The sequence below is a fragment of the Roseateles sp. PN1 genome (assembly GCF_038419725.1).
In the GTDB taxonomy this organism is placed as follows: Bacteria; Pseudomonadota; Gammaproteobacteria; order Burkholderiales; family Burkholderiaceae_C; genus Paucibacter_A.
In genome coordinates this window covers 173,522-195,873 of sequence record NZ_JBCARA010000010.1, presented here as the reverse complement: position 1 = coordinate 195,873, position 22,352 = coordinate 173,522, and the positions used below count along the sequence as shown (strand labels likewise).

18 protein-coding genes and 2 pseudogenes are annotated in these 22,352 nt (G+C 58.4%); 12 read left to right on the top strand and 8 right to left on the bottom strand.

All coding sequences use genetic code 11. The annotated features are described in order from the left end of the window. Positions 1 to 46 precede the first annotated feature (46 nt). Positions 47 to 2,827, bottom strand: a complete 2,781-nt coding sequence (locus AABB87_RS16430; RefSeq protein ID WP_341972287.1) for a TonB-dependent receptor — start codon at positions 2,825 to 2,827, stop codon at positions 47 to 49. A gap of 187 nt (positions 2,828 to 3,014) precedes the next feature. On the opposite strand from AABB87_RS16430, the gene AABB87_RS16425 reads away from it, so the two are divergent. The 3 genes from AABB87_RS16425 to AABB87_RS16415 all read left to right on the top strand — a co-directional run bounded on the left by AABB87_RS16425 (position 3,015) and on the right by AABB87_RS16415 (position 6,647). Beyond that, complete coding sequence (locus AABB87_RS16425; protein ID WP_341972285.1) at positions 3,015 to 3,707, top strand: response regulator transcription factor; 693 nt, start codon at positions 3,015 to 3,017, stop codon at positions 3,705 to 3,707. A gap of 10 nt (positions 3,708 to 3,717) precedes the next feature. Further along, positions 3,718 to 5,217, top strand: coding sequence for a sensor histidine kinase (locus AABB87_RS16420; protein ID WP_341972283.1), 1,500 nt, complete (start codon positions 3,718 to 3,720; stop codon positions 5,215 to 5,217). Between the two features lie 89 nt (positions 5,218 to 5,306). Further along, a complete protein-coding gene (locus AABB87_RS16415; RefSeq protein ID WP_341972281.1) occupies positions 5,307 to 6,647 on the top strand; it encodes an ABC transporter substrate-binding protein in 1,341 nt (446 codons plus the stop codon). Here the strand turns inward: AABB87_RS16415 and AABB87_RS16410 are convergent. The 5 genes from AABB87_RS16410 to AABB87_RS16390 form a co-directional block, all read right to left on the bottom strand. Then, positions 6,634 to 6,879, bottom strand: coding sequence for a hypothetical protein (locus AABB87_RS16410; RefSeq protein ID WP_341972279.1), 246 nt, complete (start codon positions 6,877 to 6,879; stop codon positions 6,634 to 6,636). The two genes, AABB87_RS16415 and AABB87_RS16410, sit on opposite strands and share 14 nt — an antisense overlap. Next, entirely contained in the window at positions 6,851 to 6,991 is a 141-nt protein-coding gene (locus tag AABB87_RS16405; protein WP_341972276.1) for a hypothetical protein, read from the bottom strand. Before AABB87_RS16405 ends, AABB87_RS16410 begins: the two co-directional genes overlap by 29 nt. 69 nt (positions 6,992 to 7,060) lie before the next feature. Further along, positions 7,061 to 7,237 carry a hypothetical protein gene (locus AABB87_RS16400; RefSeq protein ID WP_341972275.1) on the bottom strand — a complete coding sequence of 59 codons (177 nt, stop codon included), beginning with the start codon at positions 7,235 to 7,237 and terminating at the stop codon, positions 7,061 to 7,063. Between the two features lie 49 nt (positions 7,238 to 7,286). Next, positions 7,287 to 7,916, bottom strand: a complete 630-nt coding sequence (locus AABB87_RS16395; RefSeq protein ID WP_341972273.1) for a PEP-CTERM sorting domain-containing protein — start codon at positions 7,914 to 7,916, stop codon at positions 7,287 to 7,289. A gap of 84 nt (positions 7,917 to 8,000) precedes the next feature. After that, positions 8,001 to 10,655, bottom strand: a complete 2,655-nt coding sequence (locus tag AABB87_RS16390; RefSeq protein ID WP_341972271.1) for a cellulase family glycosylhydrolase — start codon at positions 10,653 to 10,655, stop codon at positions 8,001 to 8,003. A gap of 411 nt (positions 10,656 to 11,066) precedes the next feature. Between AABB87_RS16390 and AABB87_RS16385 the strand changes: the two genes are divergently transcribed. From AABB87_RS16385 to AABB87_RS23115, 4 genes and pseudogenes are all read left to right on the top strand, one after another. Further along, the gene (locus AABB87_RS16385) at positions 11,067 to 11,660 is read left to right on the top strand and encodes a PEP-CTERM sorting domain-containing protein (RefSeq protein WP_341972270.1); all 594 of its coding nucleotides are present in this window, start codon (positions 11,067 to 11,069) and stop codon (positions 11,658 to 11,660) included. Positions 11,661 to 11,686: 26 nt separating this feature from the next. After that, entirely contained in the window at positions 11,687 to 11,875 is a 189-nt protein-coding gene (locus AABB87_RS16380) for a hypothetical protein (protein ID WP_341972268.1), read from the top strand. 258 nt (positions 11,876 to 12,133) lie between these two features. Further along, positions 12,134 to 12,401 (top strand): annotated as a pseudogene (locus AABB87_RS16375) (helix-turn-helix domain-containing protein). A 3-nt stretch (positions 12,402 to 12,404) separates the two neighbouring features. After that, positions 12,405 to 12,958, top strand: a pseudogene (locus AABB87_RS23115) (HipA N-terminal domain-containing protein). A gap of 71 nt (positions 12,959 to 13,029) precedes the next feature. Here AABB87_RS23115 and AABB87_RS16360 read toward each other — a convergent pair. Continuing rightward, positions 13,030 to 14,031: a tyrosine-type recombinase/integrase gene (locus tag AABB87_RS16360; RefSeq protein ID WP_341972264.1), complete on the bottom strand. Its 1,002-nt coding sequence runs from the start codon at positions 14,029 to 14,031 to the stop codon at positions 13,030 to 13,032. Positions 14,032 to 14,309: 278 nt separating this feature from the next. Here AABB87_RS16360 and AABB87_RS16355 point away from each other — a divergent pair, with 278 nt between their 5' ends. Next, positions 14,310 to 14,555 (top strand): hypothetical protein, encoded by a 246-nt coding sequence (locus AABB87_RS16355; RefSeq protein WP_341972262.1) that lies wholly within the window; start codon positions 14,310 to 14,312, stop codon positions 14,553 to 14,555. 57 nt (positions 14,556 to 14,612) lie between these two features. Here AABB87_RS16355 and AABB87_RS16350 read toward each other — a convergent pair whose 3' ends face one another. Further along, on the bottom strand, positions 14,613 to 15,998 hold the full coding sequence (locus AABB87_RS16350; RefSeq protein ID WP_341972261.1) for a replication initiation protein: 1,386 nt from the start codon (positions 15,996 to 15,998) through the stop codon (positions 14,613 to 14,615). A 363-nt stretch (positions 15,999 to 16,361) separates the two neighbouring features. Between AABB87_RS16350 and AABB87_RS16345 the strand changes: the two genes are divergently transcribed. The 4 genes from AABB87_RS16345 to AABB87_RS16330 all read left to right on the top strand — a co-directional run bounded on the left by AABB87_RS16345 (position 16,362) and on the right by AABB87_RS16330 (position 20,262). Continuing rightward, positions 16,362 to 16,718 carry a hypothetical protein gene (locus AABB87_RS16345; RefSeq protein ID WP_341972259.1) on the top strand — a complete coding sequence of 119 codons (357 nt, stop codon included), beginning with the start codon at positions 16,362 to 16,364 and terminating at the stop codon, positions 16,716 to 16,718. Positions 16,719 to 16,757: 39 nt separating this feature from the next. Then, positions 16,758 to 17,972 carry an AAA family ATPase gene (locus AABB87_RS16340; RefSeq protein WP_341972257.1) on the top strand — a complete coding sequence of 405 codons (1,215 nt, stop codon included), beginning with the start codon at positions 16,758 to 16,760 and terminating at the stop codon, positions 17,970 to 17,972. Then, on the top strand, positions 17,969 to 18,988 hold the full coding sequence (locus tag AABB87_RS16335) for a ParB/RepB/Spo0J family partition protein (protein ID WP_341972255.1): 1,020 nt from the start codon (positions 17,969 to 17,971) through the stop codon (positions 18,986 to 18,988). The genes AABB87_RS16340 and AABB87_RS16335 overlap by 4 nt, the downstream gene beginning before the upstream one ends. A gap of 1,088 nt (positions 18,989 to 20,076) precedes the next feature. Further along, entirely contained in the window at positions 20,077 to 20,262 is a 186-nt protein-coding gene (locus AABB87_RS16330) for a hypothetical protein (protein WP_341972252.1), read from the top strand. Positions 20,263 to 22,352 lie beyond the last annotated feature (2,090 nt).

The following is a 22,352-nucleotide window of genomic DNA, read 5'->3' as shown; positions in this document are numbered from 1 at the left end:
CCAACGTTTCTTCCCTAAGGCTCACCGAAGGCGAGCGCTTTGGTGCTTAGAACTTGTAGTTCACTCCCATCATGATTTGACGGCCGTAAGTGGTGTACCGCTCGGGCATCAGGTTATCCGGGTTCTTGCCATTGCCGACGCTGACACTGGTCCGATAGGGCTCATCCGTCAGGTTGTTGACCTGCAAGAGCAGACCCAGACCCTTGAACATGCCGGCATCGAAGCTGTAGCCCACTTGCATATCGGTCACCGTTTCTTCGTTGATATTGCTGATGGCTTCCGAGTAGAAGATCCCGCGGGTCTTGGCGCTGAAGTCCGAGCGATAACGCTGGCCAAGTCGCGCCGAGAAGCCGCCCTTCTCGTAATAGACCGACAAGCTGCGCACGACGCCGGACAAGCCATCGATGCCGTTCTTGAAGCCGTCGTCCTTCACCGTGCTGCGGGTGTTGGAGTAGCTGGCCACCACGCCGAAGCCATCCAAGGCCTTGCTCAGCATCGACGCTTCCAAAGAGGCGGCCAACTCGTAACCCGCCACCATGCCGCCATTGCCGTTTTGCAGCGTGCTCAAGATACCGATGTTGGAGATCGGCTGCACCGGCGGCTTGCCGTTATTGGGGAAGCCGGTGAAGTCATACAGAACTTTGCCCTCGCCAATCCAGTTGAGCAGCTTCTTGTGAAAGATCGCGTAGGAGATGTAGCTGCGCTTGCCGATGTACTTCTCGATCGACAAGTCCACCGAGTCGGCGAGCCATGGCTTCAGAGTGGGGTTGCCACCGCTGCCGGTCCAGGTCTTGATGACGGGGTCCACGCTCACGCCGGTGAAGCCGGCACGCATATCGTTCATGCGCGGGCGAGCGTTGGAACGCGCCAGGCCGAAGCGCACGATGGTGTCAGCCGGCAACTCGGAGACCAAGTTCAAACTGGGCAGCCAGTCGACATAGTCGGTGCCGCCGGTGATGGGCACCGACTTGCTGCCGTCCCAAACAAAGCCGTTCGACTCCTGATGGGTGCGCACATACTGCACGCCCATATTGCCGCGCAGGGGACGACCGAACAGCGTGGTGTCGATATTGGCCTGCATATAGGCGGTGGAGACTTTCTCCGACACACCGTAGTGACGGGCAAACGTCTTGTCAGCACCCACCTCGACCTGGTTGTAGAGCGCATCCTTGGCGCCCACCACATCGTAGGAGAGCACCGCCGGAATGCCACCAAAGGCCAAGGAGGTGTTGCCCAACAAAAGGTTTGAGGGCACGGCCACCGGCACGCGGCCGTTTTTCAGATTGAGCTCGTACTCCATCATGTCGACGTCTTTGCTGCGCTGATTCAGGTTCAGCCCCAGCTCGACGCTGCTGAAGAAGCCTTCCAGATCACGCTTGGCCGAGAGGCGCAGCGCCTTGATCTCGTCATTCGACATCGGGTAGTTGCTGCGGCCGTCGCGGCCCCAGCCGCCCGGATCGCTCAACAAGATCTTGCTGGGGTCCGAATAGTTGAAGGGCGTGGTGATTTGCGAGATGCCGCTGCCGGTCTGCACATTGACGTCCAGCGTGGTCGGTAAGACCGAGCCAGCGCTGAGCTCCATGAACTGCTCTTGACGCTTGGCGCGCGAGTAGCTCAGGTCAGCCGCCGCGACCCAGGAATCGCCAATCTTCAGCTTGTTGTTCCAACCAAAGGCGCGGATGTCGTCATCGCGGGTGTTGAACTGGCTCAGATGCACCGGCTTCAAATTGCCGACGGTGGCGCTGGTCACGAACAGGTCGCCATTGACCTCGCCCGTCTTCACATTCGAATAGACCGGCTCGGTGGCATCATTCCAAGTGGGGCCGAGGTTGGACATCAGCCCGCGGTAATTGCGCTCTTGCTTGAACTTGCTGTAGTACAGGTCCAGCACGCTGTGGAACTTGTCATTGGGCTTGTATTCCAGCGCGGCCATCAAACCATTGCGCACCTGCTTGGAAGCGGTAACAGTGTCTTCAAAGCCGTTCAGCGTGGCCGCGCCCTTGGGCACGCCAGCGATCTGCTTGCCCCAAGGGCCGGTGTCGGCCCACCACCAGGATTTGTAGTGCTTCTCTTGGCCGGGGGAGTCCAGATGCGCAAAGCCAATCGCCACGCCGATGGTGCGATCGGCGAATTGATCGATGTAAGAAGCGCTCAGGCGGTTGCCGTTGGCGCCGGGTCCGGGGGTGACCTGGCCGTTCGAGTTTCTTTCGGCGCGGGCGTTGAAGACCAGCTGGCGGCCGCCGAAGTTCAGCGGACGCACGGTTTGCATGTCGATGGTGCCGGCCAGACCTTGGCCCACCAAGCTGGCGTCAGGCGTTTTGTAGACCTTCACCGCGCTCAGCAACTCAGAGGGGAACTGGTCGAATTCGACGCCGCGGTTATCGCTGGTGCTGACCATTTCACGGCCATTCAGCAAGGTGCCGGCAAAGTTGCCCGCCAGACCGCGGACCTGGATGCCTTGGGCACGACCGTCGACGCGCTGCGCGGTCAGACCTGGCAGGCGCGACAGCGACTCGGCAATGCTGGTGTCGGGCAGCTTGCCGATGTCTTCGGCCGAGATCACTTCCACGATGGAGTCGGAGTTGCGCTTGGAGGCCACTGAGGCCTCGATGCCGCGCCGAATCCCGCTGACCACAACGGTTTCCAGTTGCTGCGCGTTCTCAGCCTGTGCCTTGGTCTCTGCAGCAGTTGCAGACTGGGCTTGGCAGACTTGGGCTGTAAACAAAAGCATGGCGCAGGCGGCCGCGACCGGACTGATCTGCAAGGCCAAACCACGCCGGCGCACTGCGCTTTGCTGCGTGTCGCTGAATTGCTGGGAGTTCTTCATCTCGGGTTGTCTCCTGTGACTGTCCTGGGGCAAGGCATCGGCATCAGCGAACGGACATTACACTGCCCTGTCATAAAGCGCTGAAACTGGCATGCATTCTTAACGATGTTAATGTTTCGTTAATTTGGTATTAACCCTTGAACTGATGTTTTAAAACCATCACCTACGGCCAACCGCCTGACACCCCATGAACCTATTGCTAGCCGAAGACGATGCCATCCTGGCCGACGCCCTGACCGTGCAGCTGCGGCGCTCTGGATTTGAGGTCGAACATGCGCCCAATGGGGCGGTGGCCGAGTACCTGTTGCTGAAGTCGCCCTTTGATATCGCCATCCTGGATCTGGGCTTGCCCATGGTCGATGGCTTAACAGTGTTAAAGAAACTGCGTGCAGCGCGGCGTAATCTGCCGGTCTTGATCTTGACTGCGCTGGACAGCCTGGACGACCGGGTCTCCGGCCTGAACGCTGGCGCGGACGACTACCTGACCAAGCCTTTTGACTTCCCGGAACTGAAGGCGCGGCTGCACGCCCTGTTGCGCCGCGGCCGGCCGCTGACCGCCGGGCAGGAGCTGGGCAATCTGAACTTCGACCGCAATGCCCGGCGCGCCAGCGTGCACGGTGAATCGCTGGAGTTGAGCCCGCGCGAATGGCTCTTGTTAGACCTGCTCTTGCTGGAGCGCGACCGGGTCGTCACCAAGGAGCAGATCGTCACCGCCTGGGCTCAAGACCGTGGTGAGAACGGCGGCGGCAATTCAGTCGAGGTCTATATCCACCGCCTGCGCCGCAAGCTGGAAGGCACCGGCCTGCAGATTCGCACCGTGCGCGGCCTGGGCTATTTGCTGGAAGCCGAAGCCGGCGGCGGCTTGCACACACCGACTTGAGCCGCCCGACATGAATGCCCCCGAGACGGTGAGCGAAGCCCCCCATGTGAGCACGGCCGCCCGCTCGCTGCATCGGCAGCTGTTTGTCTGGCTGCTGATGCCGCAGGTGGTCTTGTGGTTGGCCGCTGCCTTGTTCACCTACAAGCTGGCCGAGCATTACGCCAATGCGGCCATTGATGCGAGCTTGTCGCAGACCTCGCGAACGCTGGCCCGGCAGGTCAAACCGCTGGACAACGGCCTGTTCATCGATTTCCCGCGCGCCGCGCAAGACATTCTGGAAGCCGACCCCAGTGACCGGGTGCTCTACACCGTCAGCATGCCGCCCGGCCAATTCATCCTAGGCAATCGCAATCTGCCTCCGCTGCCGCGCGGCGCCAAGCCGGTTTACGGCGAGCCTTTTTTCTACAACGGCAAGCTGGCCGCGCATGAGGCTGCGGCCTCGCCCGAATCCAGCGCCAGTGGCGCGCCGGCTAGCTCAGAGCCGCAGCGCCTGCGCGTGGCCGCCTTGCTGTTGCGCTACGGTACGCCCGACTCTCCCGGCCAGAGCATGCTGGTGCAAGTGGCCCGCTCCAGCACCAACCGCGAGTTGCTGGCGCGGCAAATCCTGCTCGACACCGTGCTGCCGCTGTCGGCCCTGATGGCCTTGATGACCATGATCGTCTGGGCCGGCGTACGTACCGGCCTGAAGCCGCTGGCCCTGCTGCAGCGCCAAGTGGAGGGGCGCGCCGCCAATGACCTGACCCCCATCAAGATCAATGCCGCGCCGCCCGAAGTGCGCTCGCTGGCCCTGGCCATGAATAGCTTGCTGGTCGAGGTGAACCACAATGTGGTGGCGCAAAAGCGCTTCATCAGCGACGCCGCGCACCAGTTGCGCACTCCGCTGGCCGGACTGAAAAGCCAGACCGAGCTGGCCCTCTTGGACGCTAAAGACCCGGCCCTGCAAGCCCGGCTGCAACTGGTGCACAGCAGCGCCACCCGCAGCGCTCACTTGGTGAACCAGTTGCTGAGCCTGGCGCGGGCCGAGCCCGAATCGGCCAGCCAGCAAGCCCGCAGCCGCTTGGACCTGAGCCAGCTGGCCCGCGAGATCAGCACCGAGATGGTTCCGCGCGCGCTGGCGGCCGGGGTGGATCTGGGCTTTGAGCCCTCGGAGCAAGGCGGCAGCTGCCCGGTGCGCGGCTTTGAATCCTTGTTGCGCGAGGCTCTGGTCAACCTGATCGACAACGCGATCCGCTACGCCGGCCGAGGCGCCAGCGTCACCGTGCGCGTCTATGCCAAAGATGGCCAAGCGTTTCTGGAGGTGGAAGACAACGGCCCCGGCGTGCCGGCCAGCGAGTCTGAACGCGTCTTCGAGCGCTTTGTGCGCGCCACCCATGACGGCACCGGCTGCGGCCTGGGCCTGGCCATCGTGCGCGAGATCGTCGAGCGCCACGCCGGGCGGGTCCAGTTGCTGCCAGTGCAACCGCATGGCGCACTCGCCCGCGTCAGCCTGCCGGTTGCTGCCCAGGGATAGCCCCCAAACCAACGCGTTAATTTATTGTTAATAATCCATAGCTTCCCTGCGCCGTCAGCGCCGGGCTCACGCCAGGAACTCATGCATCAATGAAGCCCACCCAAGCCTTGGAACGCCTGCACGCCGGTGAGCGGCAGGGCCTAGGAGCACCCATCAGACAAGTTTTGAAAGCAAGGCCGCAAACCCGCGCTGCCCTGCTGCTGGCCTGGGCTTGCTGTTCGCTGTTTGGCGTCGGCTCGGCTCGGGCGGGCGAAATCGAGGTTTTGCACTGGTGGACCAGCGGCGGCGAAGCCCGCGCCGCGCAGGCGCTGAAGGCCAGCATGCAAGCCAAGGGGCACAGCTGGAAGGACTTTGCGGTGGCCGGCAGCGGCGGCGACTCGGCCATCACCGTGCTGAAGTCGCGGGTGGTGTCGGGCAATGCGCCGGCCGCCGCGCAAATCAAAGGGCCCTCGCTGCAAGCCTGGGCGCATGAAGGCGTGCTGGCCAGCATCAATGATGTGGCCAAGACCGAGCGCTGGGACGAGCTGCTGCCCAAGGTGGTCAGCGAGCAAATGAAGTACCGCGGCGACTACATCGCCGTGCCGGTCAATGTGCATCGGGTCAATTGGCTGTGGGTGAACCCCGTGGTCTTTGCCCGCACCGGCGCCAAAGTGCCCAGCAATTGGGACGAGTTCTTTGCGGCGGCTGAAATCCTCAAGAAAGCCGGCGTGATCGCCTTGGCTCATGGCGGCCAGAGCTGGCAAGACCTGACCCTGTTTGAGACCGTGGCTCTGGGCGTAGGGGGGCCGGAGTTTTATCAGCAGGCCTTGGTGCAGCGTGATCTCGAGGCCCTGAGCGGCCCGACGATGGAAAAGGTCTTGAGCACTTACAAGCGCATCAAGCCTTACACCGATAAGAACTCCCCGGGTCGCGACTGGAATCTGGCGACCGCCATGGTCATCCGCGGCGAGGCGGGCATGCAGTTGATGGGCGACTGGGCCAAGGGCGAGTTCCTGGCGGCCGGCAGCCTGCCGGGCAAGGGCTTTATTTGCGCGCCGGCCCCGAGCACCAGCAAGGCCTTCATTTATGTGATCGACTCGTTTGCGATGTTCAAGCTAAAGAACCCGGCCAACACCGCCGCCCAGAAAGACCTGGCCAGCGCGGTCATGTCACCCGAGTTCCAAGAAGTCTTTAATTTGAACAAGGGCAGCATCCCGGTGCGAATGGGCATGAAGATGGACAAGTTCGACGACTGCGCCAAAGCTTCGACCCAAGAATTCACCGCGGCGGCCAAGTCGGCCGCCCTGCTGCCCTCGGTGGCCAATGGCATGGCCGTCACTTCGCCAATTGAATGGGCGCTGAAAGACGCGATCAGCCAGTTCTGGAACAGCGACAAAATGAGCAATGCCGAGGCGATTAAGCGCATTGTGGCCGCCGCTAAATCGCGTTGAAGCCGAAGCCGCAGGTCGAGTTGGCGGGCGGAAAGCTAGCGTAGTTTTTTTTCGACTTTGTACGCCCGCAACATCGGGCCAACTGCTGCAGGGCTTTCGCCGCAACAACAAGAATGCCAATGCCAATGCCAATGCCAATGCCAATGCCAATGCCGGCGACGGCGGCGGCGGCGGCGGCGGCGGCCTGAGCCTGCTGTGACGGTTCAATCGCCTCCCCCTTGCTCGCTGACATTGAGCAAGAGGCTGCAGCTGCAGATCAAGTCCACGCGGCCGACGGCGATGCCGGCGATCCAAAGCATGGTGGTGGCAATATTGCTGCTGGCCAGAGCGTCCAGCTGGGCCATGGTGGCTTAGATGTCGCCGAGGTAAAGCCCGGTGCCAATCATGCAACCCCAGCGCTCCAGTGGCGCCACTTAGCCCTTCAGCTCGGCGCGGCAGGAGTCCATATAGGCGCGCTCCACCAAGGCAGGCTCGCGTTGCATTAACTCGCGCACCTGTTGCCGAACCGCCAAGGCGATAGGGATGAGGCTGGCCACCAAGGCCAAAGTGGCGAGGAGGATGAACTCGGCGCGGAGCTGTAGGGATGGCAAGGACAGTGCCTTGCCTAATCCCCGCTGAGCAGCGCCGCAGCTCTTAGGCTTAGCGGCGCCGCAGCCCCCCAACCACAGCCAGCAGGCCAAAAGCCATCAAAGCGTAGCTCGATGGCTCGGGCACGGCAGAGGTGATGCCCACCTGAATTTGGCCAGCATCCCACTGCCCATCAGGCAAATCGGGGGCCAGGTCTTTCATGGTCTCGGCGAACTCCACCCGCAAGATGCCGTCGGACTGCACGTTAAAAGCCAGCCCTGCATCGAGCAGATTGACCGCGCCGATGTAGCTCATGGTGCCGGCCGAGCCCTCGCTGCCAGGCGTCAACCAGACCCCGTCATTGCCCGCGCTGCTGCTGAAGCGCACCTCCATATCGCTGAGCCAACTGGCGCCAAAAGCGCTCAGGGTCACGTTCCAATCCAGCGAGCTGATCAGCGCGCCGCCACCGACCTGGAAGTTCAGCACCGTGTTGCCGGGTGTGCCGGCCAAGCCCACGCTTTTTGCCTCAGCCACGTCAATGGCCAGGCTGCTGATCGATGCTTGGGGTGTCGACGTTGGCGCTGCGATCTTCGCGATCGAGGGTGCGGCGACCACTTGAGCCGCTTGGGCATGGCCTAGAGCCAGCAAGCTGGCGAGGGTCAAGGCGGTGGCCTGGAACATTTTCTTTTGCATGAGTTTCATGGTTTGAATCCTTGTGTGCGCTTGATTTGAAAGAGGCGAAGGCGTGACGAGCGATAGGCTCGCCCGCCTTGCTTAGGCCACGCTTCAGTTCACCTTCTTGACGATCAGATGGTTGATGTTCCAGCCGCCGCCGACGGCCTGCAGGCGCAAGCGATGTGGGCCTGCGCCCAGATTGAAGCTGGCGCCGCTGAAGGTCTTCCAAGACTGCCAGCCGCCGGTGTCGGGCACCGCCATCGCATCCACCTTGACGCCATCGATCAAGACCTCAAAGCCCGTACTGCCGCCGCCGCTGGCCAGGCGATAGTCGATGGCGAACTTGGCCGCGCTCGCACTGGAGACTTCAAACTCGATGTAACGGCCCGGCTCGAAGTGGCCGACGTCCTTTCCGCCACCGGTGTCGGAGCAGTCTTCCAGCTGTATGCCCAACATGGCGGAATAGTCCTCCGCTTCAATCTTGGCCGGCAAAGCCACGCTGTAGTTCGGCAGATTGGTGACTTCTTCGCTGCGATAGCTTTCGTCCTCAGCATCGATGGCACTGACCGTGTAGAAGTACCTGACGCCGGGCTCGACAGTGGTGTCCGTGTAGGTATTCAGTTTGTGCCCGCTGACCAAGCGAGTTGCGCCGCTGGCATCGCCACGCAGTCGGCTGCGGTAGACACGGTAGCCGGCCAGATCCAGCTCGCCATTGGCGGCCCAGCTGAGTTCTGCGCCGTTGGCGACGGGCGTGACTTTCAAGCCTTTGGGCTGGGCAGGCAAGCTGAAGATGCTGACGCCGGCCCCCGGCAAGTACTTGGCCAGACCTTTGTGGACCTCGTAAGCCTGGCTGCCATAGCTCTTGAACAAGGCCTCGATCTCTGCCACCGGCGCGCGGGTGAAGTCCACCTTGCCGGCTTGGTCCACCACGTCCACGCCCGGCGTTGGCTCTTGGGGCACCAGATAGACCTCGGCCCAGGCTTCCGTGCTGTTGTTGCTGCGGAAGCTGCCGCTCAAGCTGTAGCTCTGCCCACCTTGCAGGGTGACCGCTTGGTAGACCGCGCCATTGATCAAGCCACTTACACCGGCCGGGCGAGAAGCGCGCAAGACTGGACCATCGCCGCCCACCGGCGTCTTGTCGCCCACTCGGTAGTTGAAATCAAAGTTCTCTCGGCCGTTGATGGTCAGCGTGGTCCACCCGTTAGCGCTGCCAAATCCGCCATTGACCAGCATCTCGGCCTTGCTGGATTCATTGACCAGGCTGATATTGTCAAAGCTCACATCGGTTGAACCGCCGCCGGTGGCGCCGGTCTTGATCACCAAGTAATAGGTCTTGGCGCCGCTGCCGCCAATCTTGATGGTGCTGGGCTTCTTGGCGCAGGCGTCGGCGAAGCGGGCGTCCCATTTGGCGCAATCCCAGGTGCTGGCCTTGACCGCTAGGCCCAGGCCGGTGTCACGCTTGGTATCGACCGCATTGGTCACCATGCCCCAGGTGCCCTGCCCTTGCCCACCCGCGGTGCTGACAAACTTATAGGCCCAATTGGTGGCTGCCCAGCCATAGGAGCCATAGGTGTCATAGGTCGCGCGCCCGATGCGACCGCCCAAGTCCAGCCCGGCCGATTGCCAGGGTTGGAACTCACCCATCAGCATCGGTGTGTTGCTCGCCTTGACGCGCAGGTTCACATCGCAAACCCCGCCCGTGCCCTGCGGGCCGCAACGCAGCCAATCTCGATGGATGTCGTAGGGCGCGTCATTTGGCCGGTCGCCAAACAAGCCTGGATAGGGGTGCAGCTCAAAGGCCACATTGCTCATGCCCTTGGCTGCAGGGTCGCCATAGACCTCGAAGTTGCCGTAATGCGCTGGGAGCAAGACGATGTGCTTGTTGTCGATCCTTCGGATCGTCTGATAGAGCTCGGTCACGCGCGTGGCCATGTCTTCGGCGGTGGAGCCCCAGGGCTCGTTAAGCGGGTCGTAGGCGGCGACCGCCGGCTCGTCCTTGTAGCGCGCAGCGATCTGCTCCCACAGCCAGCGGGTGCGCTCCTGAAACTCAGGGCTGGTCCAGTACTTGTTCTGGCCCGAGCAGCCTGTGTGGTCATTGGGCGTTTGGCCACCTACCGCACCGTGCAGATCAAGAATTAGGTAGATGCCGCGCTTCTTTGCCTCGGCAATCGACCAGTCGATGTACTTCCAGGCATCGGCGCGCAGTGTCTTTGGCTTCTTCTCGTCCTCAATGACGCTCCAAAGAATCGGCAGCCGCACCAAGTTGAAGCCGAAGGCCTTGATCTGGTCCCAATCACGCTCTTTGATCCAGTTGTCGCGGTAGAGCTGGATCAGGCGCTCTTTCTCGGCGTAGCCAAAGCGAGTGGTCAGTTGCGCTTCTAGCGTGCATTGGTCGATGACACCATTGCCGCCCTGACCCATCATCCAAAACTCTTGCACGAGCCAATTGCCCAGATTGGTGCCCTTGAGTTGCACCGCCTCGCCATTGGCCTTGACCCACTGCGTACCGCTGCTGCGCAGAAAGCCCAACTCCGCAGCGGGCGGCGTGACCGGCGGAGTGATTTTGCCGATTGAAGCTGCCAAGGCTCGGGCATTCGCTGTTTGAACCTGGGCCGATTCATCCGGGGCGGATGAGCCGCCACAAGCAGACAAGCTGAGCAAGGCCATCACTGCCAGCCAGCCGGACGGTCGACTCGGCACAAGAGGGCTTGATTGGGTCGCAGGGACGTGACGCGCCAGGGCGCGGATAGGGCGGGATGCAGGCATGGTTTCAGTCCTCCGTTTGAGGCCCATCCCGATGACAGGCCGCTGGCGCTTTCGCCGGCGGATTATTGAAGTCGTTAATTTATTGTTAAACCCGCATTAACCCTGAATTCAATTCTGCAGGCCGCTCTGACGGCAACCGGGCAGCGTTTCACAAGGATTTCAGGCCACATGCTAAGCAGCCAAAGCCCCATTCGTTCGCAAGAGTGGATGAGGCAACTGACCTTAGGGTTAAAACGAAGTTAATAAAAAGTTAATTTCAATAAGATCAATTTCAACCCCATGCTTAACGAACTGCGGATCGGTCGGAACCGGGGTCTTGCGCAAGCGGCGCAAACTGATCTTGTTCGCTCTTCTAGGAAAGAACGCCCGATGAACTCAAAGTTTTCCCTTTGCCTCCTGGCTGCCGCGTGCATGGCGACCGCTGGTGCCGCTAACGCCGAATCACTGCTGATCGATGGCGACTTCAACAATGCGGCCTCATGGAACAAAAGCGCCGAAGGCGGTGGCTGGGCCAATGTGGAGAGCAACGCCGCCGTCAGCATGAATGGCTCGCAGTACCTGGTGACCGGCGCTGCCGGCAACGGCGGCGGTGGGCGCTTTTGGCAAACGGTGGCAGCCAGCTCCGGTTTGAACTACACCTTGGAAGTCTTCAGTGGCGCCGATGCTTGGTGGCTGCCCACCGGCACGATGACGCTGTACTTCCTGAACAGCGATTCGACGCTGCTGGGGACCGCATCCAGAAACACCGTCGACCCTGCCGTTTACGGGCCGAACTACGACATCCCCCACCCCTGGGAGGCTTACTCGCTCAGCGCCGTCGCCCCAGATGGCACCACTGCGGTGAAGGTCGAATTCGCTGCCAACAACGCCACCGGCAGCGTCTGGTTTGAGAACGCAGCGCTGAACGTCAGCGCCGTGCCCGAACCGAGCTCCTGGCTCTTGATGGGTCTGGGAGGAGCCGCCTTGCTTGGTGTTCGCCGCCGCCAGCTGGCCTCGCAGAACTGAGTTTCAATTAGGTTCGAGTATGAAAAATGGGCGCCCAGGCGCCCTTTTTCGTCGTCGAAGAGATCAATCGCTGCAAGGGCTTTGATGGGAAATTTCGACTGGCGGTGCGGTTCGGCCTGAGCCTCAGTGCACTGGACGATGTGTTGTCAGAAATACAGAACCGCCCTGACGTACGCGGTATTGCTATGGCCGACGCCGTGACTGCGAAACAGTGACAAGCGAAGCCAAGAACTAGCAGGCGCCAAATCGACCGGAGGTCGGACACACCCGAGAACTGCTGTCCTCCGCCACAAATGCCGCCTTGAAGTTCGACCCAGCGCTCAGCCGATTGAAGTTCAAATGAGTCCGGTTTAACGGTTCGTTACGTTTTCCGCTAACGACCCAAAGATCGCACTTTGCAACTACAGCTTGTGATTGGCAATCTTCGAGTACAAATCACAAGCTGTAAATTGTGTTTACAAATCAAAGACTGTATGCCGCCATTTACCGTCCGGACTGCTGAGCAGTTGCCACCCCTTTCGCAAGGAAGCTGGCCTCACCCAAAGCGAGGTCGCTTTGCGCCTGGGCGTCTCGCAACAGACCTATTCCGCCATGGAGCGCAACGCAGATAAGGTGGGCTCCGCGTGGCTGCTGAAATTGCTCAACATTCTTGGGGTCGAACTAAGCCTCGGGCAGACCTCGACCCAGCAGGCGCCTGATGCCTGCGGTCAGCCTTCGGCGACAGAAAACCCCATCTGGTAAGTCATGGGCCGCCACTCTCACACCCGCACACTGAATCTCTGGATGAACGGGGCTTTTGTTGGCACTTGGAGCTTGGCACCGAACGCCCCTGATACGTTTCAGTATGACCTGGCCTGGACCCGGTCAGAGCAGGGGCGGCCCCTGTCCTTGTCGCTGCCCTTCACCCCGGGCACCGCGGCGACCGGGTCCACGCCTACTTTGAAAACCTGCTGCCTGATAGCAAGGAAATCCGCGAACGCATGGCGCGCCGGTTCAGAACTGGCTCAAGCGATGCGTTTGAACTGCTGACCGAGATCGGCAGAGATTGCGTTGGCGCGCTCGAAATCCTCCCCCAGGGCGCGGTATCCGCCGGCACAACTGCGCTGCAAGCTGAGGCCTTGAACGAAGCAGGCGTTGCCCAAGTCCTGCGCGGTACAACGACCTCGAGTACCCGGGGCTGGGCGGGCGAAACCGAGAACTTCCGCATCTCCATTGCCGGGGCTCAGGAGAAAACCGCCCTGCTGCTACGAGACGGTCAATGGTGCCTGCCGCGAGGCAAGCTGCAGCCACTCATCTAGCACGCTAATTCCAGGCGGCAATATTGAATTGCTCGCTACGATTCAGTGGGCATAGCTAAGCTGCGCCGAAGCTAGACAACTTTGGTGGGCGCAGGAAGCACTCTCATGTACCGTGCCATGACGGCGGGGTCGGTGACACCAAGCCATTTTGCGACTTCAGCTGGTGCCGTGCCACGGCGAAGTTGGCGGAGCGCGAACGTGTGCCGCAGCCGAAAACTTCCTCCCTCGACGTCGTCAACGCCGGCTGCAAGCAGAACCTCTTTAGTTGCGTTGTATTGCGAAACCTTGCTCCAAACTTTGCCCGTCCTGGTCGACGGAAAGAGCGCTTTCCCTGGAATTTTCTGCTCAGCCCTGATATCGAGCCAGTACAACAGGAGCTGGCCAGCCCAGGGCGCTAATGGTGTCTCCCGCGTGACTGTGTCTGTGTGGCCAGAAACGCGCAGCTTCCAAGGAATGCCCTTTGGTCGGCCTCTATCGATGATCACATCGTCAATCTCGAGCGCCCTGACCTCTCCGGGCGTGACGCCGGCGCCGAGCATGAGCGCGACGGAAGCGCGATTTCGCACTTCCTGCCATGCCTGATTTATTGCTGAACGGCCGGGCCGAACAGCAGAGATGAATGTGAGCAAACGCTTCGCTTCGCCAGTTTGCAAATACGGCGGTAGCGGATCCTTTTCGGCCGCATTGGCGTAGCGATAGTCTGGACGTTGTTCGAGCAGTTGCGCGGCCGCTTGATTCGGCCTCACGCCAAGTTCTCGAGCTCGAAAGGCCAGTATGCGATCAACAAGGCGTAAAAAGCGCCAAGCATGACGCGCAGAAATATTCTCTTGGCCGCCACGTGAAGCCAGAAATCGTTCCAGACTCTCATCCGTCAAAGCGTCGATCGTGACACCTTCGGCGAGACACCATGCACTTAGCGCCGACCACATGTGCTCGTAGACGGTCACGGACGAATCGAGTTGCAAGCGCCCTGCCCTCTTCTCTCCATCCAACCAAGTTGAAAAACCTGTTGAAAACGACTCAGTGGTTGGTAGGGAAGTAGAGAGGTCCGGGAAGAGTTCGTAGTTGGCCACAAAAGTGAACTAACGGCATGGGATTTTTAAATTATAAAACTAGATCACCAGACTTTTACCAACTCCACTTGCAACACCAATGTCTAGACTAAAGGCTTCTGCTGTTAGTTCATTTTCTTGGTGGTTGGCTTGACCTCATCATCGGTTCTTGGCGACTCCTACGGAAATCGGCCACAGTCAGGCATTGGACGGTCGTAGCGGGTTTGGCGGCAATCTCAAACACATCAGCGGTACGGCAAGCTGAACGTGTCGAAACCTCCTGGAGCAATCGCCCCGCAATGGACGCCCTGTCCTCCTCAGACAGAAGATGCCTGGAGAGCCAGGCTCAACTCAACTGCTTGTTGAGCTTCACACCGCATGGTGTGTTGAACGGGCGGTTGGAACTTGACGGCGAACAACTGAGCCAGGATTACCCGGTTGATTTCGAGCAGAGCACTTCGGGGACGGCCCTGCCCTTCTTGTGCACGATCAACTCAATGCCCAAATACATTTCGGCGGCGCTCATTTCTTCTAGCGAGGCTTAGAATTTTCTCCACTCACGGCGCACTTTTGGCACGCAGCCTCAGTTAATGCCGCCTTTTTTAAGCATCTCCCATCTCAGCAGCAATTTCCAACAATTGCTCGCTCGTCGGCTTGTCCCAGCCATCACCGAAGGCTCCCGCAGCGTAGTACTTAACCATTTCATTGACGACCATCGGATGTTTCCACCCGCTCGTTTGCAGTCGCTTACGAATTGAGGGATGCACACTGCGAACAATCATGTCGTGCAGTAGATCCGTGACCAGTTGATCCTGTTCGGCGGTCGACATCTCAGCGATGGCTTTGACAGCTTTCTCCCGACCGCGCCGTATCCACTCTTCTGTCCATCGCGCCTGCCGCTTAGATCGATCGACACGACGTGCTTCGGTCAGTTCTTCAGGAGTCTCAATCTTGACTTCGACCTCAGCAGCGGCCGGTTGAACGGTTGAACCAGTGACCAGTGATTTGAAATAGCGATATGAGTCTCGCAGCGGAGCTGGGAACGAAGACGCGAGCCGCTTCTGCAGAGCGCCCAGTGCAGGCTCGAAGACTTTTGCCCCATGCTCGGCCAGAAGCTCTTCTGCCTTTTCAGAGTCGATGCCAAGCTCTGTTGCCTTTTGCACCAGTGACAAATCAATGGGCTCCGGAGGCACCTTCAATTGCAAGGCCGCCTGTCGTTTCGGTCGAACCAGAAACTGAATGTCGGCGATGTACCGGCCCTCTTTGTGTTCAACCAGTTCAATTTCCAAGTCGCTGATAGCCGAGACCTCGGCAATCGCAGTCTTGAGAGTGTCCCGTTTGAAAATCCGGTACTCAAGCTTCGCAGTCTTTTCTGTTACAGGCTGGCCGGACAAAACGGGATACCACCACCGCCAATGTTGACGGGCAGTTCGGCCGATGTCTTTGTACCTGGTGCAGATCTCATAAAGCGCGATGCCAGCATGCGATCGAAGTTGACTGATCACCTCCAACTTCAGCTTGGCAAAAACTGTCGGCTCTAATAACTCTTGCTTGAGGTTGACCGCGTAGGACCACTCGACCCAGACCTGGCCACGCTCTTTAGTGAGCTTTGCATGGGCCAGCAGACCGCTGACGTTCCACGCCCCGCCCTCACCTGACGTCGGTGACTGCCACTCGACCGTGGTCGACACCATGGCACGCAGGTGCTTTTTAATCAGGTCATGATCGTTGGAGCCAAAGTCAACGCCCTTCACGATCCGATCCAAAGGCGTTCGAAAAACGTCTTTCTCAAGTCCCTGTTCTTGCGCATCAAACAGCAGAACGTTGTAGGCCTTCCGCCCCAACGGTGTAATGCGAGCCGACCTAGGGACAATCGCCAAAGTGTTCACCGGCTTACGAAGAACGTCTTGTTGGATCGGCGCTATGGTGGTGACGGACGTCTTCCTCTTTCGGGTGGTCGCGGCTTTCTGATCTAGCGAAGAGTCCATCCTCGAATGTTACACGACATGTGAAACGTGAATTCACCTGAGAGTGAACTCAATGTGATCCTGATCGCGATCCCGAAAACTTGCACTTGAACACCAAATCCACCCGGAAAGAACATGCTGGGGTGCAAATTCAGATTCCCGAAAACTTGCACGTGAACACCGTCTCCTGCCAGATGGAGCGCGCCTTGCGGCAACTATTAGTTCCTGAAAACTTGCATGTGAAGAGCGCGAGCTGGCCAGGAGACCTTGCACTGGGTGTGCCTGGCTAAGGAACCGGCCATTCCAGCAATGAGGAATCACCCATCCCTCCAGCTTTCGCCCTTCCAAGAGACAAAAGCTCCCGAAAACTCTCACATCAAGGGCGTGCAATCACAGGAAATCCAAGATCAGGCCGCCGCAAGACAATGGCAGCGCCAAATCCTGTATCTACTCCCCTTCGATCCCGAAAAGTCTCCGCTTTGTCCTAAGTCCCCTCCAAGTCATCCCGAAAAGTCTCCAGATCCTCCCGTATCCTCTCACGCAAAAGCCGTTAAGTTGTTGATTTTAAAAAGGAAATTCGACCCTAAAGGTATTAAAGGGTTTGAAGAAATTGAATTTCTAAAAAACCCAGAAGGCGAACTTCAATCGTCAAACAAAGAAAAAGCAGCTGCCTTGACTGTCAAAGCTTTGCGGACAAAGAACTTTTTGACACAATGCTGGTTGAGCGTTCGATTTTCGTAAAATCTCTGAAAATCACGCATTGTTCCAAGGAGTCTAGAGTTGGACAGAATCAGTTTCAAAGCATCACAGTCAATTAGTCTCGGCGACATCAAAGACCAAGCAGAGCGCGCAACGTCGATGATGGGTCAAATCCGAGAAGCCATGTTGAATCCGACGTCTCGCAAGGCGTCCCCTACTTTCAACTTGTCCCAGCTCGCTGCCATGTGCGGCATTGAAAAAGGCTCTTTGAGCCATCGCTTGTCTCGAGGAGACCTGCCGGAGGGAAGAAAGAACGAATCCGGAAATCGGCGCGAGTTCAATCTCGCTGAGGCACGCACCTGGATTCGTGAGTACCGCAAAGACAGACTTCGACCAGAAGGTGCCGAAGCTGTCACCATCAGCATTGGCAACTTTAAGGGTGGCGTGGGTAAGACCACTACGGCCATGACACTCGCCCAAGGCTTAACGCTACTCGGGCATAAGGTGCTTGTCATTGATACTGATCCCCAAGGATCATTGACGACCCTCTTTGGAATTCTGCCCGACACAGAGGTAGAAGAAGAAAGCACCATCCTGCCTCTTGCGATGGGGTCGGAGACTTCAATTCGGTATGCCATCAGGTCAACATACTGGGACGGCATTGATCTTGTTGCCGCAGCACCAGTCCTGTTTGGTGCTGAATTCGCCCTCCCCGCTCGGCAGACAAATGAACCGGGCTTTGAATTCTGGGATGTTCTGAATCTGGGAATCGACGATGTTCGCCCGGACTATGACGTCATCGTGATCGATACGCCCCCGTCCTTGAGTTACACGACCATCAACGCCTTTATGGCGTCAAACGGCATTGTGATGCCCCTCCCCCCCAATGCCCTGGATTTCGCGTCAGCGGCGCAGTTCTGGTCGCTATTCTCCGACCTCACCAATGAACTGCTTGCTCAACGAGGACTTACCAAGGAATTTGATTTCATCAGCATCTTGTTGTCACGCGTTGACTCGTCGGACTCAACCGCGGCAATTGTTCGTCAATGGATTCAGTCCACCTATACCGACAAAGTCTTGCCGGTTGAAATTCCAAAAACGGCGGTAACAGCAACAACCTCAGCAGAATTTGGCACGGCCTATGACGTCAGTCGCTATGACGGAAGCGCCAAGACCTTTAAGAGAGCTAGAGATGCTTACGATTTGTTTGTCAGCTATGTTGAGGGATCGGTTCGTTCTGTGTGGCGCAAGCAAGTTGATGCCCTTGTGGCTGATGGATCTGGGAGCGTGAAATGAGCAAACGACTTCTTGAAAAAGCCGGGCTGATTGGTTTGCCGTCGGGTGGCAGAGATGCGGTGTTGAACCGTTCAACACCTCCGATTGACGCCAATCGTCCGAAGACTGCGCCTGGAACAATGCTGGGCTTTATGTCGGCACAGTCTGCGGCGGTGCAGGAGGTGGAGGCTCTCAGGGAGAAAGTAAAGGAGTTTGAAGGCGCATCGACAGTTCGCCCTCTCGATCCGAACAAGATCGCCCCATCAAAGTGGGCCAATCGCCATGATGCGAATTTTCATTCCCAAGAATTTTCTGATCTGAAGAATGAGATTCAGCAAGCCGGTGGAAACGTGCAGGCCATTAAGGTTCGACCGATCCAGGGTCTGTTGAACGGTTCAACATCCAAATTTGAGTATGAGGTGGTTTTCGGGCATCGCCGTCACCGTGCCTGTTTAGAGCTGGGACTTCCAGTCAACGCGATGATCGAGTCGCTCACCGATCTGCAATTGTTCGAGCAGATGGAGCGTGAGAACAGAAATCGCAAGAACTTGAGCCCTTGGGAGCAAGGCAATATGTATCGGCAGGCCTTGGACGATGGTTTGTTCCCATCCCAAAGAAAGCTGTCTGAGGCTCTTGGTGTTGACGTGTCCATGGTGTCAAAAAGCATCTCTCTCGCCAGGTTGCCGGTGCGAGTTGTTGAAGCCTTTCCTTCACCGTTGGACATTCAATACCGCTGGGCACAGCCTTTGGCCGACGCAGTTCAGAAGGACCCCGACGGCACCATTGCCAAAGCGGCAGTCCTCAAAGCAACAACGCCACGGCCAAACGCGTCCAGCGTATTTGCTTCGTTGACACAAGAGCCGTTGAACGGTTCAACACCTCAGGCTCCAATCACTGTTGGTGTCGCAGGAAAGAAACTGGCTTCGATTGAAAGCGACGCCAAGGGCAGAACGTTTGTGCGATTCGAGGCGGGGGTACTTCCGGACTCGAAGCGAGTGGCTTTGGCCAAGCTCATTGAGGACTTCTTAGCGAAGTAAAGTCCAGGAAGGCTAAGCACAGAAGGGGAAAGCGAAACGCTCTCCCCTCTTTTTTTGCCCAGCAAACCTGCAGTTGAAGGAACGGGCTGCCCAGAGCAATCTGCTCACAAAGAGCGTTGTGCAGTCCAACAGCACAAGGGACGCCCATTATTGGCACCGAAGCCTTGGCGCTCAAGTTCTTGTCCAAAGAGCCATGAATGCACCGCTAGGACCAGGCGCAGCGCATTGTTTGTTGGCCCATGCCGCAAGCACATCAATGAATGTTGACTTCAAGCCGCCGCGAACGGCGCGCTAGCTTCTTCGGAATCCACAGAACCACGAAGCAGGTCTGTGTGTTCATGGCTACCCGTTATTGAGGGGTGATGCTATCCAGGCGAGACCTGGGACCATCATGGGTAAAGAGCCACACTCCACTGCGTGACATGTTCGTGGGCATCCTCAAGATCGAACAGTCGTACTGTGATATCCATTCAAGGCGCCCTCCTCTATCAACGCCGGCTCCGTGCGTGCTCAACTGCGGCGCGTCGGAATGGGTGTACGTGGTGTGTTTGCCTTGAGTAGATGCACGGTTCTGCGGCGTGGCGAGGATGTAGTCCGGCCTGCTGCCACAAAGAAATGTTTGAGGTTTGTGGCGCTGCGCCGTGATCTGCGGCGACGTTTGCTTCACGTGGTGTGACGGCATTCCTATTCCCAGCGTGATGCCTGGAGCCTCGCGAATGGCGCTCTCGCTCATACAGAGACGTCGGCACGTATGTCCATCCTCCATCTGCTGCTCCTGCATGTCGTCATCGACCAACCCTCGTAGCGATGTTCGGGAACTGTGAGTGGTGCATGCATCGCCCGCGCCAGGCGCTCGCGCGGCGTGATGTTCAGCTTGAGCGCCAACTGCCCGTAGTCCGTTAGAGACAAGCCACTGCGCGACGAGCCACCGGGCACCAGCCCGCCAAAAACCAAGTCAAAGTGGCTCAAACCCTAGCTGCAAGATGGGCAGAGTCTTGATGAACAGCGCAGCAGTAAGGCCTGCGAGACTGAGGTCTTCAAGAGTCCAATTCCCATGGGGCCATCGTGCACGATGCAAAGAATCTCCGATGCTCCAAACACTGCGTGTTGACTCATCAACGGTCGGGCTTGAATCGGCAGCAAAGCCCGCCGGTCTGAGCAAGAGCCTTCAGTTGCCGAGCGAGTCGGGTGTTGGCTTTGATGGCTCGGTGGAACTTCAATGTGCCTTTGTCGATCAGAACGAAGCGGTTGTCGAGACCCGTTCCAGAGCTTGATGAACGTGACCTTCAGCCCCTTTGCCCGGGTAACTGGTTCGTCCGTGGCCCCGTGCGAGCGCGTGCGCGATCTTGCGCCCACAGGCACGAAAAAGGGTACTCGACGTCTCAAGCGCTCAAACGCGGGTAGTCGAAAACGCGTCTATGGAGGGACTAGACCCACGCTGACCCTCCTTGGACCAGGTGCCAGAACGGGGCGTGTTGAACGGTTCAACACGAGGGTCGCCCTGACCTCTAACCGTTCCGGTCACTGGTGAATGGGCTGCCAACGTGTGAGGCCGGTCTGCTCAAGAGTGCTACTCCACATCAATGAGGCAAGGCGTCTGTTGATAGCCAGACCAAGTTGCGCAGGGCAACATCAGTGCATACAGGAGTGGAATTCAATGGGCGTGTGATTCAAGATCGACTGCTGCATGGCCTTTCGATCGCGGGGGAGGGCATGGCTTTTTGCCTAAGCACCACCACGCTGAACTTCACGGAACCATGACGGGAAACCGATAGCAAGCTCTGCTGGGAGCGACTCCAACGGAAGTGCTCCAGAACATCGACACCGACCTTCGACACTCCTGCACTGGGGCCCCAGAAGACAGCGCGACGCGAATCATTCGGCCTGATGCCCAGTCAAACCGCCTCGCCGAAATGCCAGATTTGGCACACCAATTGTTCCGAATCAATGCAACCTGAAACGAGCTAGATGGCCTGTGGAGCTCAACTCATTTCCACTATCGTCACCTCGTAGGCGTCCTTTCCAATTCGAGCTTTCTGCGGGCTGTAGGTGAGGGCGGATGCGCCGATTTGGCTTGCCGTGCTTGTAGATGGCCGCCATAAGCGCTGGTCGTCAGGAGCGAATTCGAAGCAGCTGAAAAATGGCGAACAGTTCCGCAAGCCAGATCTCTTTAACCCGCCATCTGGTGGTCAAGGAGGTGAGGGCGCGCCACTCTCACAACTTGTGATTGCAGGGGCCGATGGGCCTTGCATTTGCCATCGAAAAAGCACAATTTTGGCTAAGCTGATCTGTACCACTGCATCCATCTGCCTATCGTCTACGACGACCTGCGAGACATCCGTAGCCCAGACTTTGTTGCCGAATTGAATGAGCCTGCACCGACGAAGTAGGTCTTCCAATCGACGGAAAGTGAAGGGGAGGGGAGTGCGAAAAAGCCGGAGCTCGCCTAGTAGGGCTTCGCGTTCGGAAGTCACTGTCTCTTGAAAAATAACCTTCCGCGGCTAATTCGGCGGGTACCGAACCTGCTGTAGCAGGCCACCTTGGACGTCGACCTCAACGCCAGTTCGATGTACTCCTGATGGTCTCGTCAGGCTGACACGATCACTGCAATGCTGAAGCAGGCGGCCAAAGCAAGGAGTAATACAAGGCGAACGAGAACATGAAAGTGAGCTCTCATTCCATTGGCCAGGTTCTTCGTCGTTGGGCCATTCAGGCCCTGAGGCTTCAATCGGGTCCAGAAGTTGGCGAATTGAACCGTCTAGATTTTGTTGACCAGGAAGGGGAGGGGGGCTCTACATGACAAGAGGATTTGACTTTGATCTAAGCGTGCGAGTCCTCCTACGACATTGCGGAGTACTCTTCAATCCTCTTCGAGGACCAAGACGGCTACACCTTACGAAGCCAATTCGCGCTCGTTCAACTCAAGGCGCGCCGCACAACTAGCCTTGACGTGCATTGACTTTTCCTCCGCAGCCTCGCGCTGTTCCTTTCCAACCAAGCTGATTTACGCGGATGGCTGTCGCCGGTTGATTAAGTGTCGTGAGGGCGGCACGCACCAGGAAATTCTGTAATTTCGTCGAGGCTCGCCTATCCACACCAGCGCACCACCTCGAGCCTCAACTCCTCCAGCTTGGTAGCCAGTTGAATCTGCCGTCTGATCAAACGGCCTAGCCTGAACTTACAGTGGCTCAACCCAGCCAAGTCAACTGGCGGTGATCGTGTAGCGGTTTGTTCCAAGGAACAGTGAAACCGGTTGATGAAAATCCGGACGACGAATTCAAGGATCGATTGGCGCCGGGAATTTGTACGAAGAAGCTCCAGGAGCTCGTTCTTCTAGGATGTGTGGCCAATCCAAAGGTCAAAA

Bases quoted from the DNA above. Each gene is read 5' to 3' on its own strand.
- AABB87_RS16380 (WP_341972268.1), top strand. From the start codon at position 11,687: ATGGGCGCCCAGGCGCCCTTTTTCGTCGTCGAAGAGATCAATCGCTGC.
- AABB87_RS16395 (WP_341972273.1), bottom strand. From the start codon at position 7,916: ATGAAACTCATGCAAAAGAAAATGTTCCAGGCCACCGCCTTGACCCTC.
- AABB87_RS16350 (WP_341972261.1), bottom strand. From the start codon at position 15,998: ATGGACTCTTCGCTAGATCAGAAAGCCGCGACCACCCGAAAGAGGAAG.
- AABB87_RS16415 (WP_341972281.1), top strand. From the start codon at position 5,307: ATGAAGCCCACCCAAGCCTTGGAACGCCTGCACGCCGGTGAGCGGCAG.
- AABB87_RS16385 (WP_341972270.1), top strand. From the start codon at position 11,067: ATGGCGACCGCTGGTGCCGCTAACGCCGAATCACTGCTGATCGATGGC.
- AABB87_RS16420 (WP_341972283.1), top strand. From the start codon at position 3,718: ATGAATGCCCCCGAGACGGTGAGCGAAGCCCCCCATGTGAGCACGGCC.
- AABB87_RS16425 (WP_341972285.1), top strand. From the start codon at position 3,015: ATGAACCTATTGCTAGCCGAAGACGATGCCATCCTGGCCGACGCCCTG.
- AABB87_RS16410 (WP_341972279.1), bottom strand. From the start codon at position 6,879: ATGTCAGCGAGCAAGGGGGAGGCGATTGAACCGTCACAGCAGGCTCAG.
- AABB87_RS16335 (WP_341972255.1), top strand. From the start codon at position 17,969: ATGAGCAAACGACTTCTTGAAAAAGCCGGGCTGATTGGTTTGCCGTCG.
- AABB87_RS16330 (WP_341972252.1), top strand. From the start codon at position 20,077: ATGCTCCAAACACTGCGTGTTGACTCATCAACGGTCGGGCTTGAATCG.
- AABB87_RS16430 (WP_341972287.1), bottom strand. From the start codon at position 2,827: ATGAAGAACTCCCAGCAATTCAGCGACACGCAGCAAAGCGCAGTGCGC.
- AABB87_RS16405 (WP_341972276.1), bottom strand. From the start codon at position 6,991: ATGGCCCAGCTGGACGCTCTGGCCAGCAGCAATATTGCCACCACCATG.
- AABB87_RS16390 (WP_341972271.1), bottom strand. From the start codon at position 10,655: ATGCCTGCATCCCGCCCTATCCGCGCCCTGGCGCGTCACGTCCCTGCG.
- AABB87_RS16355 (WP_341972262.1), top strand. From the start codon at position 14,310: ATGGACGCCCTGTCCTCCTCAGACAGAAGATGCCTGGAGAGCCAGGCT.